The following is a 15850-nucleotide window of genomic DNA, read 5'->3' as shown; positions in this document are numbered from 1 at the left end:
TTATTTTTATTTCTCTAAAGAAAACACAAAGGCACCATAATTTCCATGATGCGAAATTGAGCAAGATTTGGTTAATAATTTTTTCTTGTGATAAAACAAAGGAGCACCAACAGTTGTTTTTATTTTTATGATTTCCTCGGATAAAACACCTGTTTCTATGGCCAATTGTATTTTTAGATCGATATGTGTTTTTTTTGATGAACCAATCTTTGAAAAAATAACAACTTCATTATTCTCTTCTTTGGCAATTGTATGGATATAAAATGGATTAAAACTTGTACTTGTACCATATTTATGATCTTTAAAAAGCACAAAGCCTTCTGTTTTAGAAATTAAACTACATTCAAATTTTTGAGGTGCAAAAAAGCGTTTTTCTATTTTTTGAGTATAACATTTATAAGCCGCTTCTTTCATAGACCAAAATTGCCAAACTTTTAAAAATGGATTCTCTGCATCACGAATTTCTTCTTGTTCTTTTTGGGTGAATTGTTTTTCTAAAAACCCTTTTCGTTGCCAATTACTTTGGGTTTTAGCAAGGTTTAAATCTACAATATCATTGCCAATATTATGCATCCATTTTAGATTGAATTACAGCAATAGTTGCTTTTACAGAAAGCATTTTCTCCATAGAATCGTTGTCTATTTCTATTTTAAACTCATCTTCTACATCTAAAATAATATCTACCAAATTTGCAGAATTTATTTCTAAATCATTTATAAAATCTGTTTCTTCAGATAAGTTTTTAAAACCTTCTTCGTTTTGAATATATGGTTTTACAATTGTTGTTAATTTCGATATAATTTCTTCTTTCGTCATATTTTATTTATTGTTTTAGACCTCACAGGTTTTTAAAACCTGTGAGGTCTTTCTATAACTTACAATTAGTTATAATTTATACTTTTTAAAGATAACACATGCATTAACATCACCAAAACCAAAACTTGCTTTTGCTAAAATAGTAATGTTTTTCTCCACCATTTTTGTCGGAATTTTATCTGTAGAAATTAATTCAGAAATTTCTGAATGCACATCTTCGCAATTAATATTCGGAAACACAAACTGTTCTTTAATTTGCAAAACGGAAGCTACAGACTCAATAGCACCAGAAGCAGCCAAACAATGGCCAACCATAGATTTTAAAGAGTTAATGTAAGGAAAATCAGTTCCTTTTCTTTGCAATGCTTTGGTCCAATTTTCTATCTCTAAACTGTCTTTAGAAGTGGCTGTTAAATGGCCGTTTATTACATCAATTTCATCTACAGAAATAGCAGCATCTAAAATTGCATCTGTTATACATTTCTGAACCGCTTCTGCATTTGGCGCAGTTAAAGTTCCGCCATTTCTTTGTCCGCCAGAATTTATATTCCCACCTAAAACCTCTGCATAAATGGTTGCTTTTCTTTCTAAAGCGCTTTCTAACGATTCTAAAACCAAGGCACCTGCGCCACTTCCAGGAACAAAACCAGACGCCGTTTCACTCATAGGTCTCGATCCTTTTTCTGGACTTTCATTGTGCTTATAAGACATTACACGCATTGCATCAAATCCGCCCCAAGTATACAAACTACTGTCGCTAGAACTGCCAACTAACATTCTTTTTGCCTTTCCGTTTTTAATACGTTCAAACCCCATTAACAAGGCTTCTGTACCCGTTGTACAAGCAGACGAATTTGTGGTTACTTGGTTTCCTAAACCTAGAATTCCGCCTAAATAAGCCGAAATTCCGCTTGCCATGGTTTGCACCACAGAAGTACTACCCAAACGTCTTACATTTTGATCGTCAATTTTATAAATTGCTTCTCTAAATTTTTCAATACCAGAGGTTCCTGTTCCAAAAATTAAACCAGAATCATAGTCTAATTTAGAATTTTCATCCACCGAAAAACCAGCGTCTTTCCAAGCATCAATTCCTGCCATACAACCGTATAAAATACTTGTACTATTGAAACCTCTTAATTGTAAAGGCGATAAATATGCAGCTTTTTTTTCTTCAGAAACTTCCGGAATTCCACCAATACAGCAAGAAAATCCTTTGTCTTTTAAATTTTGATGAAAAGTAATTCCTGAAGTTCCTGATTTTATGGCATTTGTAAACGCAGGCAAACCAACGCCATTTGGCGACACCACTCCTAAACCAGTAATTACGACTCTATTTTTCATTTGTTTATCGATTTTAGACCTCACAGGTTTTAAAAATCTGTGAGGTCTGTAAAATTAACCTTTTATCATTCCAGAAATAGTTCCTCTACAAACCAGTTCATTTTTCTCATTCATCATTTTTACTTTACATTTTAACTTATTGAATCTAAAATATTCTTTTTCTGAAATTACCGTTACTTTTTCATTTGGTAAAACAGGTAAATAAAAATCAATATTATTAGAAGTTAACGCAATTTGTGGTTTTTTTTCTTCGGATGAAATTTCGTCTTTTAATAAATAAATACCCAAACAAACAACACCAATTTGTGCCATTGTTTCTGTTAAAATAACACCTGGCGTAATCGGATTTCCTTTAAAATGACCTTCATAAAAAAAGGCTTTTTCGTTGAAAGTGTAATTTCCGGTAATTCCATTTTCTGAAATTTCTGTGAGTTCATCAACAAACAAAAAAGGATTTGTATACGGAAGGTTTTTAATGATTTCTATTGGGTTCATTTATTTAATTTAACAGACCTCACAGGTTTTAAAAACCTGTGAGGTCTTCTTTATTACTCTAAAGTTAAAGATTCTAAAATAGTTACTTCTTTAATTTTATGAGCCTCGATAAAATTTTGTTTGTCTTCAAAAAGATTGATAACAGAGTCTCTTAATAAACTTGTTATTTTATCTGATAAAATAGAATTGTAAGAAGAATGTTTATACGTTCTAAAATCATCTACAAACTGATGGTGTGTTGGGTTTAAATGAATGTATAAAATCAACTTTCTTAAATACTCTTCATTATCTAATTTTATTCTTGAAAAACGATCTTTAAATAAACTTCCACTTCTTCCATATTTTTTATTGATACTTTTTGAATACGCATTAAATAAATTTGAAAATGATTGAGATATTTCTTTTGAAGCAACCTCTTCTTTTGTCTTTATTAATAAGTGAAAGTGATTTTTCAATAAACAATAAGTCAAAATCTCTAAAGTTTTAGAAAGGTGTTTTTTTACTAATAGAAGAAAATAAGCATAATTCTGCTCTTCAATAAAAATATTTTCTTTATTGTTTCCACAGTTATAAATATGGTAAAAAGAATCTTCTACTAAAACTTCATATTTCATATTGTTTTCTTTATCAGACCTCACAGGTTTTAAAAACCTGTGAGGTCTAGTCATTACTTATCATCATTCAATTACCACTCCAACAATATTCGTTGTGCAGAAAACCCAGGACCAAAACTTAACATAAGCCCTCTTTCTCCTTTTGGCAGATTTCGATCCATAAATCGTTCTAAAACATACAAAACAGTTGCGCTAGACATATTGCCGTACAAACGTAAAACTTCTTTTGTGTCGTCTATATTTTTACCTAAAACACCAAATAAATCTTCTACCGTTTGTACAATTTTCTTTCCTCCAGGATGAAAAATTAAGTGGTCTACATCATCAATCGTCAAATTATTTCGTTCTAAAAACGGATGTACAATTGCCGGAAAATGATCTGAAATCTTCTGAGGAACTTCCTTATCCAATATCATTTGCAAACCTGTATTTACCAATTTAAAGCCCATCATAGAAGTGGCATCGTAAAAATGATACATCGCTTCATCAATAATTGCTGGCCCTTTATCATCTTCATAAGAAGATAAAATAACTGCAGAAGCTCCATCACCAAAAATAGCAGCACTTACAATATTTGTCATCGAATAATCTTCTAACTGAAACGTTGCTGTTGGTGCTTCCACAGCAATTACGGCAGCTCTTTTATTAGGATTCGCCTTTAAAAAATTCTTTGCATAAATAATACCCGAAACTCCTGCTGCACAACCCATTTCTGTAACGGGCAAACGCACAATATCTTGTTTCATTTGCAAGGAATTAATCAAATAAGCATCCATAGACGGAATCATAATTCCGGTGCAACTTACCGTAATTATATAATCGATATCTGTAGGTTTTAAACTCGCTTTTTCTAATGATTTTTTTAAAGATTGTTCTGCAAGTTTTACAACTTCTCTTGCGTAAATATCATTTTTTTCTTCAAAAGAAGTTGCCACAAAAACTTCTTCAGGATCCATTATAGAATAGCGCTTGTCTACACCTGCGCCTTCAAAAAGTTTAATCACTTTTCTTTGAAAACGGGTATCTTGCTCTTGCATCCATAATTTTACAAACGGAATAATATCTTTTGTTTCTCTGTGATATTTTGGTAGTTGTTTTGCAACCGATGTTATTTTAACTTTCATATTTTTAGACACTGATTTCACGAATTCTCACTAATTTATTTCGACTTGAATTTCACTAGATTTTTATGGTTTAAAGTAAAACCTAAAACTTTTTAACGTTTCAATATCCATTGAAAACGAAATGCCCATTTCCAAGAAATTTGTGCTTTTACATTTAATTTTTGAGAGATTCTTTCTAAATCTTTTCTTTTGAATCCTCTTAAAACGGACGTTAATCCGTCTTCAATAATCATTTTATTTTTGATAAAAAGTGACAACAGCATAAAAAGGTAATATGCCAATTTATGTCGATGTAAATCGTTTACTACAATTGCTATTTTTGTTTGTTTTAAAGTGTTTCCTAAAAAAGAAACCAATTGTTCTTCTTTAAAATGATGTAAAAATAAGGTGGCCAATACTACATCGAATTGTCTGTTTTTAAATGTATCAGAAAAAATATCTTCCGTTTTAAAACTCAGTTCTGGAAACGCTGTTGACAATTCATTGGCGTATTCTATTGCTGTGGGGTTTGCATCAATACCTAACAACGTCATTTTATAGCCTTTGTTTCTTCCAAATTTTGCCACATCTCGTAAAATATCTCCATGACCACAACCAATATCTACAATAGTTAGCTCTTGTTCTTTTGGGTGATTTTTTAATACTTTTTTCAGTGAATTTAAAGTTACTAAATTTCCGCCTAAATACCGATTTATATTTTCTAACTTATCTAAAGTGTCTCGCAGCAAATCTCCGCCAATAGAAAAATCGTCCATTAATTCTTCTTTGTCTGTTCTATTTTTTGTGCTGATAAAAAAATCCATTAAATTTTCATTGGTTTACCATGTGTTTGCTTAATTATAATTGGTAATAAAAAAGGTAGTTTCTTTAAAATTTGCAACAAAATAGCTGCAATTCTATCTTTTCGAAACAACATTGCTATAAAATGACCTGCTTTTAAACGCAAACTAAACTTTTTATTCCACTGTCTAATATATTGCTTTTCGAGCTCGTTTCTAGACACTTTTTCACTATTCAAGTAATTTAGAATCAATTTAGAGGCAATTTGTGCAGACTGAATTGCCATACTCATTCCGTTTCCGCATAACGGATGAATCATTCCTGCAGAATCTCCGCACATTAAAATATGGTTTTCTACTGGTTTTTTGGTTTCAAAAGAAACCTGACTAATCGTTAACGGTTTCTCAAAAATAGCTTCAGAATTATTAAAAATTTCTTTTAAAAATTGATTTTTAAAAACAACTTGTTCCTGAAAATCATTAATGTTTTTATATTTTTTAAAGGAAGCGTAATTGGTGATATAACACAAATTAATCGCATTATTTTCTACTTTAGAAACACCACAATAACCACCTTTAAAATTATGAAGCGCTACTAAATCTTCTCTAAAGTTTCCTTTTACATGAATTTTAACTCCTAAATAAGGTGATTTTTTTTGGATAAACTCACGTTCCATTTTTACATCTAACAAAGAACGTTTTCCAAAAGCTCCAATCGTAATTTTTGAAGTGAACGTGTTATTCTCTTTGGTTTCAACCAAAAACACATCATTTTTAAAAGCAACATTTATTACGGAATCTTTTAAAATTGTAACTCCGTTTTTTATCGCTTTTTCTGATAAAATAAGATCTAATTGATACCGTGAAATTCCGAATCCACCCAAAGGTAACTTTGCAGAAATAAGGTTGTTCTTAGTAGTTGATAATTGAAAGTTTTTAATTTTAACAGCGCCAAAATCAAACGGATTAATCTCTAAAAAGTCTAAATAAGGCAATACTTCATTCGATATATATTCACCACAAACTTTGTGTTTAGGGTATTCATTTTTCTCAATTAATAAAACCTTTTTATTAAATTTTGATAAATGAATTGCATTGCATAAACCTGCTAAACCTCCACCAATAATAATTACATCTGCAACTAAATTGCTATTATTATAACTATCTGTGTTTATAGGTTTTTTCATTTTAATCTATTGACTTTTACAATGCTTTTTCAAAACAAATACTGTTTTCCATTCCTTTGTACTGTCCGTAATTTAGAATCTTTTTATAATTGCATTTGGTGTAAAATTTTACGGCTTCAACTTGTCTTTCACCAGTTTCTAACACACATTTTTTATACCCCAATTCCTTTGCCCAGGTTTCTAATTCTTGCACTACTTTTTGAGCAACTCCTTTTCCTCTAGCATCCAGAGAAACAAACATTCTTTTTAACTCTACAGATATAGCATCAAACTTTTTTATTGCTCCGCAGCCAACTGCTTTTTTATCAACAAAAACAACCACCACATTCTTTAAAACATCAATATTATTAAACTGATTGTAAAAAGCATGTGCTGCCCCATCCATCATTTTTAAATAAGCATCTAACTGTTTTACCAAACTGATAAAATCTTTGTCTTCAGAATTTGTTCTGATAATTTCTATTTTCATTTTTAATATTATTTGTATAATTCTAAGACCTGATAAAAACAATCAATCTTAAATAATAACATACAATTTATTCCTTTCTTTGATATGATTTATGGTTTTTCTTTCAGTTTGTCATTTCGACCTTTTGAGAGAAATCACATAAAGTTACGCTGTTTTGTATTTTCCTGGTTATGAAATTTCTCCTACCGTCGAAATAACAATTGAAAATATTATTAATTCTTTTCATTTTTAGGCAAGCCTACAGACATTAAACTCTTCATAATTTAAGTTAACAGATTACTCAGTAATGCTGCCGCACAATGTTTACCATAATTTTGTAAAATACAAAAAGACGCTTAGCGTCAGAACTCAAACTTTAACTGTACCCAAACGGGTTCTTTATACTCGGTATTTAAATTACCAAAAGACAAGCCTAATAAACGTACCGAATTGGTAATTTTATCTTGAAACAACAACTCTTTTACAACAGGAAAAAATTCGTTTTTGGTCTGCATAAAATATTCTTTGGTTTTACTCCTAGTATGTTGTGTAAAATCTGAATACTTAATTTTTAAGGTAATCGTTTTTCCCTTTGTATCGGTTTTAGTCATGCGCCTTTCTAACTCATCGGCAATTTTCTCTAACTTTTCTATCATAAAAATTTCCGAAGAAATATTTTCACTAAAAGTTCTTTCTGCTGCAACAGACTTTCTAATTCTATTGGGTTTTACGGCGCTATTATGAATTCCGCGAACAATATTATAATAATGAGTACCAGATTTTCCGAAAGATTTAACCAGCTCTTCTAACGATTTTTTCTTTAAATCGTTCCCAACAAAAATACCCAAATTATACATTTTTGCAGCGGTAACCTTACCAACTCCGTAGAATTTATTGACAGGTAATTCTTCTAAAAACTGAATAACCTCATCTGGATGCACTGTTTTTTGTCCGTTAGGTTTATTAATATCAGATGCTACTTTTGCTATAAACTTATTTATAGAAATTCCGGCGGAAGCCCGTAAACCAGTTACTTCAAAAATACGCTCTCTAATTTCTCTTGCAATGGTGTTTGCAGACGGATTTCCTTTCTTATTTTCTGTAACATCTAAATACGCTTCATCTAAAGAAAGTGGCTCTACCAAGTCTGTATACTCATAAAATATTTCTCTAACTTGAGCTGATATTTCTTTATAGCGAGCAAAATTACTATTTACAAAGATTAAATGCGGACATTTTTGTCTGGCTAAAGCGCCACTCATGGCAGATTTTACACCAAATTTACGAGCTTCGTAACTGGCTGCAGAAATAACGCCTCTTCTACCTTCGCCACCAACAGCAATCGCTTTTCCCCTTAATTCTGGGTTGTCTAATTCTGCTACAGATGCGTAAAAGGCATCCATATCTACATGAATTATTTTTCTAAAAGGTGGTTGCAATTCCATGTATCGAAAGTACAAAATGAGTTATAAATTTATCAATATTTTGTTATTATATTCATAATTCATTTCAGAGAGTTTTATCAACAATAAAAAATGTTAGTACATTAATTTATATAAACGAGTATTTATATTTTCTTAGAATCTGCAATAGTATATTATTAATCTAAAATAATATCATGGTCTGTAAAACGGTTACTTAAAAGAACAATCAATAAAACCAATTGCATAATTGGGTTTGTTAATGAAAGTTTGTTATTTTTCTTCGACTTATATTGTATATTTGTCCACAATTTAGATTTAATCTATTTAAAATTATGATAAAAGTTTCAGACACAGCAAAGAAGAAAGTCATAGAATTAATGACTGACGATGGCTTTAATGCAGCAACCGATTTTGTACGCGTTGGTGTAAAAAGTGGTGGTTGTTCAGGTTTATCTTACGATTTAACTTTCGATAACAAAAAAGAAGAAAACGATAAGGTGTTTATGGAGAATGATGTAAAAATCATTGTTGATAAAAAAAGCTTTTTATATTTAGTTGGAACCACCTTAGAATACTCTGGAGGTTTAAACGGAAAAGGATTTGTTTTTAACAACCCAAACGCAAATAGAACTTGTGGTTGTGGAGAATCATTCTCACTTTAAAAATTTAAGAAAAAGATGTCAAAGTACACAGAGGAACAGCTAGAAGAAGAATTAAAAACTCAAGAATATAAATACGGTTTTTACACAGATATAGAAAGTGACACATTTCCTGTAGGATTAAGTGAAGATGTTGTTCGCGCAATTTCTAAAAAGAAAAATGAGCCAGAATGGATGACCGAATGGCGTTTAGAGGCTTATAGGGTTTGGGAAAAAATGGAAGAACCAGAATGGGCTAATGTGCATTATGCGAAACCAAGTTTTCAAGACATTGCTTACTATTCTGCACCAAAAAAGAAACCTAAATTAAATAGTTTAGATGAAGTAGATCCAGAATTATTGGACACTTTTAAACGTTTAGGAATTTCTTTAGACGAACAAAAAAAATTAGCTAATGTAGCGGTAGATATTGTAATGGATTCTGTTTCTGTTGCTACTACTTTTAAGAAAACATTAGGTGAAAAAGGTATTATCTTTATGCCTATTTCTGAAGCAATTCAAGAACATCCAGAATTGGTAAGAAAATATTTAGGAACCGTTGTACCAACTACAGACAACTTTTATGCAGCATTAAATTCGGCTGTTTTTTCTGATGGATCTTTCTGTTACATTCCAAAAGGTGTTCGTTGTCCGATGGAACTTTCTACCTATTTTAGAATTAATGAAGGTGGAACAGGACAGTTTGAAAGAACTCTAGTAGTTGCAGATGCAGGGAGTTATGTATCTTACTTAGAAGGATGTACTGCGCCAAGTAGAGATGAAAATCAATTACATGCAGCTGTTGTAGAATTAATTGCAATGGATGATGCTGAAATTAAATATTCTACTGTACAAAACTGGTATCCTGGTAATAAAGAAGGAAAAGGTGGCGTTTACAATTTTGTAACCAAAAGAGGATTGTGTGAAACCAATGCTAAAATTTCTTGGACACAAGTAGAAACTGGTTCTGCTGTAACTTGGAAATATCCTTCTTGTATTTTAAAAGGAAATAATTCTGTAGGTGAGTTTTACTCAATTGCAGTTACTAATAATTTTCAACAAGCAGATACAGGTACAAAAATGATTCACTTAGGTAAAAATACTAAGTCTACCATTATTTCTAAAGGAATCTCAGCAGGTAACTCACAAAACTCCTATAGAGGTTTGGTACAGATACATGCAAGAGCAGAAAACGCACGTAATTTCTCTCAATGTGATTCTTTATTGATGGGTAATGCATGTGGTGCACACACGTTTCCTTATATAGAAGTTAAGAATAAAACAGCTCAAGTAGAACACGAAGCAACTACAAGTAAAATTGGTGAAGAACAATTATTTTACTGTAACCAACGTGGTATTGATACAGAAAAAGCAATTGCTTTAATTGTAAACGGATTTAGTAAAGAGGTTTTAAATAAATTGCCAATGGAATTTGCTGTAGAAGCTCAAAAATTATTGGAGATTAGTTTAGAAGGAAGTGTTGGATAATTTATAACCAACCATAAAATATACAATTATTAAAAATAATGCTTCTAGCCAAAAGCTAAAAGCCAATAGCATAAAAAGAATGTTAAAAATAGAAAATTTACAAGCGAGTATTGATGATAAATCAATTTTAAAAGGATTGAGTTTAGAAGTAAAAGCAGGTGAAGTACATGCAATAATGGGACCTAATGGTGCTGGTAAAAGTACTTTGGCTAATATTATTGCCGGTAAAGATGATTATGAAGTTACTGCTGGTACAATTGAGTTAAATGGAGAAGACATTAGCGAATTAGCACCAGAAGAAAGAGCACATAATGGTGTGTTTTTATCTTTTCAATATCCTGTAGAAATTCCTGGAGTTTCTGTAACCAATTTTATTAAAACTGCAATTAACGAAACTCGTAAAGCAAAAGGTTTAGAAGACATGCCTGCAAAAGACATGTTAAAAATGATCAGAGAAAAATCTGAATTATTAGAAATAGACCGTAAATTTTTATCTCGTTCTTTAAACGAAGGTTTTTCTGGAGGAGAAAAGAAACGTAATGAGATTTTTCAAATGGCAATGTTAGAACCAAAATTAGCCATTCTTGATGAAACTGATTCTGGTTTAGATATTGATGCTTTGCGTATTGTTGCAAACGGGGTAAATAAATTAAAATCTAAAGACAATGCAGTAATTGTAATTACGCATTACCAACGTTTATTAGATTATATCGTACCAGATTTTGTACACGTTTTACATGATGGGAAAATCGTAAAAAGTGGAGATGCTTCTTTAGCTTTAGAACTAGAGGAAAAAGGATACGATTGGATTAAAGAACTTGTATAAGTTCACAGTAAAATCAGTAGCAGTTTGCATCCAGCAACTGTGTATAAAATTAAGTTAAGAATAAAAAATAGTCAGTTTACAATAGTTTAATGAAAATTCATAAAACTATTGTAAACTGAGTACTGAAGACTGAAACAATGGAATTAAAAGACAAACTATTATCATCATACCTTGCATTTGAAAATGATGTAGACACCAATTCTGACATACACGAAATCCGTTCTAAAGCATTTAAAAACTTTGAAACATTAGGGTTTCCTACTAAGAAATTAGAAGCTTGGAGGTACACTTCTTTAAACGCTGTCTTAAAACACGATTATAGCATTTTTCCTAAGAAAGACTGTAATATAGAAATGGCTGATGTAAAACAGTATTTTATACATGATATAGACACTTATAAAATTGTTTTTATCAATGGAAAATACAGCTCTTTTTTATCAGAAACCACACACGATGCTATAGATGTTTGCTTAATGTCTGCAGCTTTAGCTAAAGATAAATATAAGCCAGTAATAGAAAACTACTTTAATAAAATTGCAGAAAAAGATAATTTAACATCTTTAAATACTGCATTTGCAACAGAAGGAGCATACATTCATATTCCTAGAAATACCGAAGTAAAAAAACCGATTCAAATTATCAATTTCACTACAGGTACAGAAGCTGCTACAATGCTACAACCTAGAAATTTAATTGTTGTTGGAGAGAATTCTCATGTTCAAATAATAGAACGTCATCAAAGTTTAACAAGCAATCCTGTTTTAACCAATTCGGTTACAGAAATTTTTGCTGATAAAAGAGCATTTGTAGATTATTATAAGATTCAGAATGATGATTTAAATGCATCGTTAGTAGATAATTCTTTTGTAGAACAAAAATCTAATAGCGTTGTTTCTGTACATACTTTTTCTTTTGGAGGAAATATCACCAGAAACAATTTAAACTTTTATCAAAAAGGAGAATACATAGATTCTATCTTAAAAGGGATTACAATTAGCGAAGGGAAGCAACATATAGATCACCATACTTTAGTGCATCACATAGAGCCTAATTGCGAATCTCATCAAGATTATAAAGGAATTTATGACGAGCGCTCTACAGCCGTTTTTAATGGTAAAGTAATTGTAAATAAAGAAGCTCAAAAAACAAACGCATACCAACAAAACAATAATGTTTTATTAAGTGGTAAAGCAACGATTAATGCAAAACCTCAACTAGAAATTTTTGCTGATGATGTAAAATGTTCTCATGGTTGTACTGTTGGTCAATTAGATGATGAAGCATTATTTTACATGCAACAACGTGGTATTCCTAAAAAAGAAGGGAAAGCATTGTTAATGTTTGCTTTTGCAAACACCGTTTTAGAAAGCGTTAAAATACCAGAGGTAAAACAACGTATTACTAAGATAATTGCAAACAAATTAAACGTAAATATTGGTTTCGATTTGTAGATCTCAAAATCAATTATTATATAAATATAAAAAACCACGCAATTTGCGTGGTTTTTTATATTTATATATTTTTCGTAACTTTATAATAAAACAGAAAATCATGAACAAAACAATTAAAACAGTATTATTAATAGCCGGAGTTGCACTACTTGTTTACGGAACTTACACTATGATTCAACCAGAAACAGAAGTTTCTATTGGTGATTTAGATTTAATAAAATCTCAAGACAACACCAATTCATATATTACTATTGCTTTAGGAATTGCTGCTGTAGCACTTAGTTTAATAAAAGGTAAAAGTTAATAAAACAACCAGTAAATTATTTTAAAAACCACTTAGAAATAAGTGGTTTTATTATGTTTTAGTCTAAAATTGTTTACTCAGGTCTTGCTTTTAATTTTCTAATAAATAACGAATACACGTAGATTGTAATTACACTAATCAACAGTATTGCCCAAAAACCATAATTCTGAAACCACGTTTCAAAATTACTTTTATAATTATAATTTTGAGGGTTTAACTCTAAATAAACATCTTTTAAAAATCTAGAATAACTAAAAGCAGTAAATAAAAAGAAGGTTGGTACTGCAAATAAAACTAAAGACCAAAAGATAGATATTATTGTTTTTTTCCAGTTTAAAATATAAGAAAAAATTGAAAAAACGATAATTAAAAACGAGATAAATAACATTATAAAGTACTCGTTGTATTTACTATACCCAAACAAATTGTTAGAAGAAGACATTAACCAAACTATTAAGACCAAAACAACCAAACTTGCTACAAAACTTAACAATAATGTTTTAATACTTGTTGTTTTAAATATTAAAATAAGAATACTTAAACAAAAAGAAAAGGCAATTATAAAATACAAAAAGACAATATCAAAACCAGAAAAATAAGATTCATATACGTTCTTAAAAAAATTATCAGTATTATTAAAATCGAAGTATAAACGCTTAGAATACGGAATATCTTTACCCGAAGATAGATTGTTTACTCCATAACCTGTTCTTGCATAGTATTCTTCTTTTGGGTTGCTCTCATTAATCAATTCAGTTAAAAGGTAATTTGGTTTATTGTCTATTAATTTAAACCAATTGTCTACTGTTAAGTTATGTTTTATTTCATATTTTTTTGAGATAGAAAGCACCTCACTTAAGCCTGCTTTTATTTTTACATCATCTTTATTATTTAATATTTCTTCGTAGAAATGAAGCTGTTTTTTATAATCTAAAGTATCTTGACCGTAATTAAACTCCTGTTTTGAATAGTTTAATAGCGACGGACTTAAAAACTCTTTAAACTCACTTATATCAATTATAGTTCTATCGTCAAAATTATCAAAAACAATCTCAGATCTAGCTTCGTAAGAGTTATTCGTTTCTATATCATAATTACTATTGAACTTATAAAACTGTAAAAAACGACCATCCATTTTGATAAAAGCTTGTGTAGTATCAATATTTGCTTCTAAATTATGATTATAGCCAACTACAACCTTTAAAGGAAAAGGAGCCGGATATTCTTTTTTATCTATTTCATATTCAACTTGATTTTGCGCTAAAAACAAACTAAACTTATTAAAAACCTTAATATCGTTATCTATTTCTTGCCAACTATAAAGAGACCTCGTTTTAATTTTTAACCCGGTTTTAAAAGAATAAAATTGTGTTGTACTTATTAAGATGATGATAAAAACAATGCAAAATTGCTGAAAAATCATTCCTTTTTTTATGGAATATAAATTTTTAAAAGCATTATTTCTTAAGTAAAAAACAATCCAAATTAATAAGATAAAAATAGAGATTAACACGTTGTAATACACGTTAGATGTAATGTAGAAAAAATCATCTAATTTATGATGTTCTTTTAAATCTGATAAATCATTTACAGTACAAAAGCCTATTAAAAAGAAAAGTAGGTGAATAATTATATTTACTCCAAGCATCCAAACTAAACGAGTATTCCATATTAATGGGTAATGTTCTAAAAGGTATTTATTTATTTTATTGATGAAATTCATTATTATTTTTTAGAAGATTAATACACAAAAAAGCGTCTGGTAGATTTAGAAATATCTCTAATATAAGTTACATTTAATTGATGACTTGCAATTGTATTTAGCACAATATTAAATGTAATTTCATGCTTAAAGTACAAGATATAAACACCTCCATTAAACTCTAGCTTTTCTAAATTCAGTTCTTTAAAAACAGTTTCTAATTCTTCTCTAGCGTTGGTTGCATCTAATTCTATAATTAATTGCTTTGCTGTTTTTCCTTCTATATTTAATTGATTAGAAGGTTTACCATTTCTTAAATAAATAACCTCATCAGAAATTTTTTCTACTTCATATAATTGCTGAGAAGAAAACACCATTGCAATTGGGTTTACAGGCGATTTAGACATCATCTTTAAATCTTCTAGAATAATTTGTTGTGCCAAAATATCTAAATTTGCTAAAGGCTCATCTAATAAAATAATTTCTGGCTTACGTAACATTGTTCTTGCCAATTCAAAACGCATTTTATATCCAGAAGAAAGTTCACTCCATTTTAAATCTTTGTATTTCCAAAGACCAAACCTGGCAACCATCATTAAAACTAATAAATCATTTTTTTTGCCTTTTACACCATAATGTACCAATGCAAATTTTAAATTATCTAAAACTTTACCATACCAAACTGCGGTTCTTTGCGGTATGTAAACCAATTTAGACAACACATTGTAAGCGTCTTTATTTTTTGATGAAAAAGAATATTCTAAACTACCTGCAGATACTTTATTTAAAGAAGCCAACACCGTTAATAATGTTGTTTTTCCATTTCCATTTTCGCCAACCAAACCAAAAACATCGCCTTTTTTCAATTCGATATTTACAGGACCTAAAACAAAACGACCTTTGTTATAATCTTTGGTAATATTTTCTGCTTTTAAAATTGGTGTACCAACTAAGTTTTTGGTTTCAATTTTTATCTTTTTTAGTTGATTACAGCATTCTGTAAACAACAAAAGTAGCGACGATTTATCATCACTACTTTCATTTTCATATTTTTCTACAAAGTCTAACACTTTTGTAAATATTTCTGTAGAATCGGTATTTAAAGAAGCATCTAAAAGCGTTCTATACCCTAAAGAAAAATCGCCTCTCTTAAAATATAAAAGCGCATTTTCTATTAATTCTTCTTGTGTTTGTATCATATTTCTCTAA

17 protein-coding genes are annotated in these 15850 nt (G+C 30.0%); 5 read left to right on the top strand and 12 right to left on the bottom strand.

The window, feature by feature from the left end; all coding sequences use genetic code 11:
• Positions 1 to 6: 6 nt before the first annotated feature.
• The 10 genes from GQS58_RS12025 to dinB form a co-directional block, all read right to left on the bottom strand.
• Positions 7 to 573: a 4'-phosphopantetheinyl transferase superfamily protein gene (locus tag GQS58_RS12025; RefSeq protein WP_166386187.1), complete on the bottom strand. Its 567-nt coding sequence runs from the start codon at positions 571 to 573 to the stop codon at positions 7 to 9.
• The gene (locus GQS58_RS12020) at positions 566 to 817 is read right to left on the bottom strand and encodes an acyl carrier protein (protein ID WP_166386185.1); all 252 of its coding nucleotides are present in this window, start codon (positions 815 to 817) and stop codon (positions 566 to 568) included. The genes GQS58_RS12025 and GQS58_RS12020 overlap by 8 nt, the downstream gene beginning before the upstream one ends.
• 69 nt (positions 818 to 886) lie before the next feature.
• A complete protein-coding gene (locus GQS58_RS12015) occupies positions 887 to 2161 on the bottom strand; it encodes a beta-ketoacyl-[acyl-carrier-protein] synthase family protein (protein WP_166386183.1) in 1275 nt (424 codons plus the stop codon).
• A 54-nt stretch (positions 2162 to 2215) separates the two neighbouring features.
• Positions 2216 to 2656, bottom strand: a complete 441-nt coding sequence (locus GQS58_RS12010; RefSeq protein WP_166386181.1) for a 3-hydroxyacyl-ACP dehydratase FabZ family protein — start codon at positions 2654 to 2656, stop codon at positions 2216 to 2218.
• Between the two features lie 53 nt (positions 2657 to 2709).
• Positions 2710 to 3324 (bottom strand): transposase, encoded by a 615-nt coding sequence (locus GQS58_RS12005; protein WP_240914605.1) that lies wholly within the window; start codon positions 3322 to 3324, stop codon positions 2710 to 2712.
• Positions 3325 to 3341: 17 nt separating this feature from the next.
• Entirely contained in the window at positions 3342 to 4394 is a 1053-nt protein-coding gene (locus tag GQS58_RS12000; RefSeq protein ID WP_166386179.1) for a type III polyketide synthase, read from the bottom strand.
• Positions 4395 to 4486: 92 nt separating this feature from the next.
• Positions 4487 to 5197 (bottom strand): methyltransferase domain-containing protein, encoded by a 711-nt coding sequence (locus tag GQS58_RS11995; protein WP_166386177.1) that lies wholly within the window; start codon positions 5195 to 5197, stop codon positions 4487 to 4489.
• Positions 5197 to 6360: an NAD(P)/FAD-dependent oxidoreductase gene (locus tag GQS58_RS11990; protein WP_166386175.1), complete on the bottom strand. Its 1164-nt coding sequence runs from the start codon at positions 6358 to 6360 to the stop codon at positions 5197 to 5199. The genes GQS58_RS11995 and GQS58_RS11990 overlap by 1 nt, the downstream gene beginning before the upstream one ends.
• A gap of 16 nt (positions 6361 to 6376) precedes the next feature.
• Entirely contained in the window at positions 6377 to 6829 is a 453-nt protein-coding gene (locus GQS58_RS11985; RefSeq protein ID WP_166386173.1) for a GNAT family N-acetyltransferase, read from the bottom strand.
• A gap of 341 nt (positions 6830 to 7170) precedes the next feature.
• Entirely contained in the window at positions 7171 to 8253 is a 1083-nt protein-coding gene (gene dinB / locus GQS58_RS11980; protein WP_166386171.1) for a DNA polymerase IV, read from the bottom strand.
• A gap of 311 nt (positions 8254 to 8564) precedes the next feature.
• Here dinB and GQS58_RS11975 point away from each other — a divergent pair, with 311 nt between their 5' ends.
• The 5 genes from GQS58_RS11975 to GQS58_RS11955 all read left to right on the top strand — a co-directional run bounded on the left by GQS58_RS11975 (position 8565) and on the right by GQS58_RS11955 (position 12939).
• Positions 8565 to 8894: a HesB/IscA family protein gene (locus GQS58_RS11975; RefSeq protein ID WP_166386169.1), complete on the top strand. Its 330-nt coding sequence runs from the start codon at positions 8565 to 8567 to the stop codon at positions 8892 to 8894.
• A 15-nt stretch (positions 8895 to 8909) separates the two neighbouring features.
• Positions 8910 to 10358 carry a Fe-S cluster assembly protein SufB gene (sufB, locus tag GQS58_RS11970; RefSeq protein WP_166386167.1) on the top strand — a complete coding sequence of 483 codons (1449 nt, stop codon included), beginning with the start codon at positions 8910 to 8912 and terminating at the stop codon, positions 10356 to 10358.
• Between the two features lie 79 nt (positions 10359 to 10437).
• Positions 10438 to 11184, top strand: coding sequence for a Fe-S cluster assembly ATPase SufC (sufC, locus tag GQS58_RS11965; RefSeq protein ID WP_166386165.1), 747 nt, complete (start codon positions 10438 to 10440; stop codon positions 11182 to 11184).
• A gap of 137 nt (positions 11185 to 11321) precedes the next feature.
• A complete protein-coding gene (gene sufD / locus GQS58_RS11960; protein WP_166386163.1) occupies positions 11322 to 12635 on the top strand; it encodes a Fe-S cluster assembly protein SufD in 1314 nt (437 codons plus the stop codon).
• 100 nt (positions 12636 to 12735) lie between these two features.
• On the top strand, positions 12736 to 12939 hold the full coding sequence (locus GQS58_RS11955) for a hypothetical protein (RefSeq protein ID WP_166386161.1): 204 nt from the start codon (positions 12736 to 12738) through the stop codon (positions 12937 to 12939).
• Positions 12940 to 13012: 73 nt separating this feature from the next.
• Here GQS58_RS11955 and GQS58_RS11950 read toward each other — a convergent pair whose 3' ends face one another.
• Positions 13013 to 14662, bottom strand: coding sequence for a hypothetical protein (locus tag GQS58_RS11950; RefSeq protein ID WP_166386159.1), 1650 nt, complete (start codon positions 14660 to 14662; stop codon positions 13013 to 13015).
• Positions 14663 to 14679: 17 nt separating this feature from the next.
• Positions 14680 to 15840, bottom strand: a complete 1161-nt coding sequence (locus GQS58_RS11945) for an ATP-binding cassette domain-containing protein (RefSeq protein WP_166386157.1) — start codon at positions 15838 to 15840, stop codon at positions 14680 to 14682.
• Between the last annotated feature and the right edge of the window lie 10 nt (positions 15841 to 15850).

Origin of the sequence: Polaribacter sp. 11A2H (genome assembly GCF_011379025.1) — a bacterium.
Taxonomy (GTDB): domain Bacteria; phylum Bacteroidota; class Bacteroidia; order Flavobacteriales; family Flavobacteriaceae; genus Polaribacter.
This window is presented reverse-complemented; position numbering and strand designations above follow the sequence as displayed.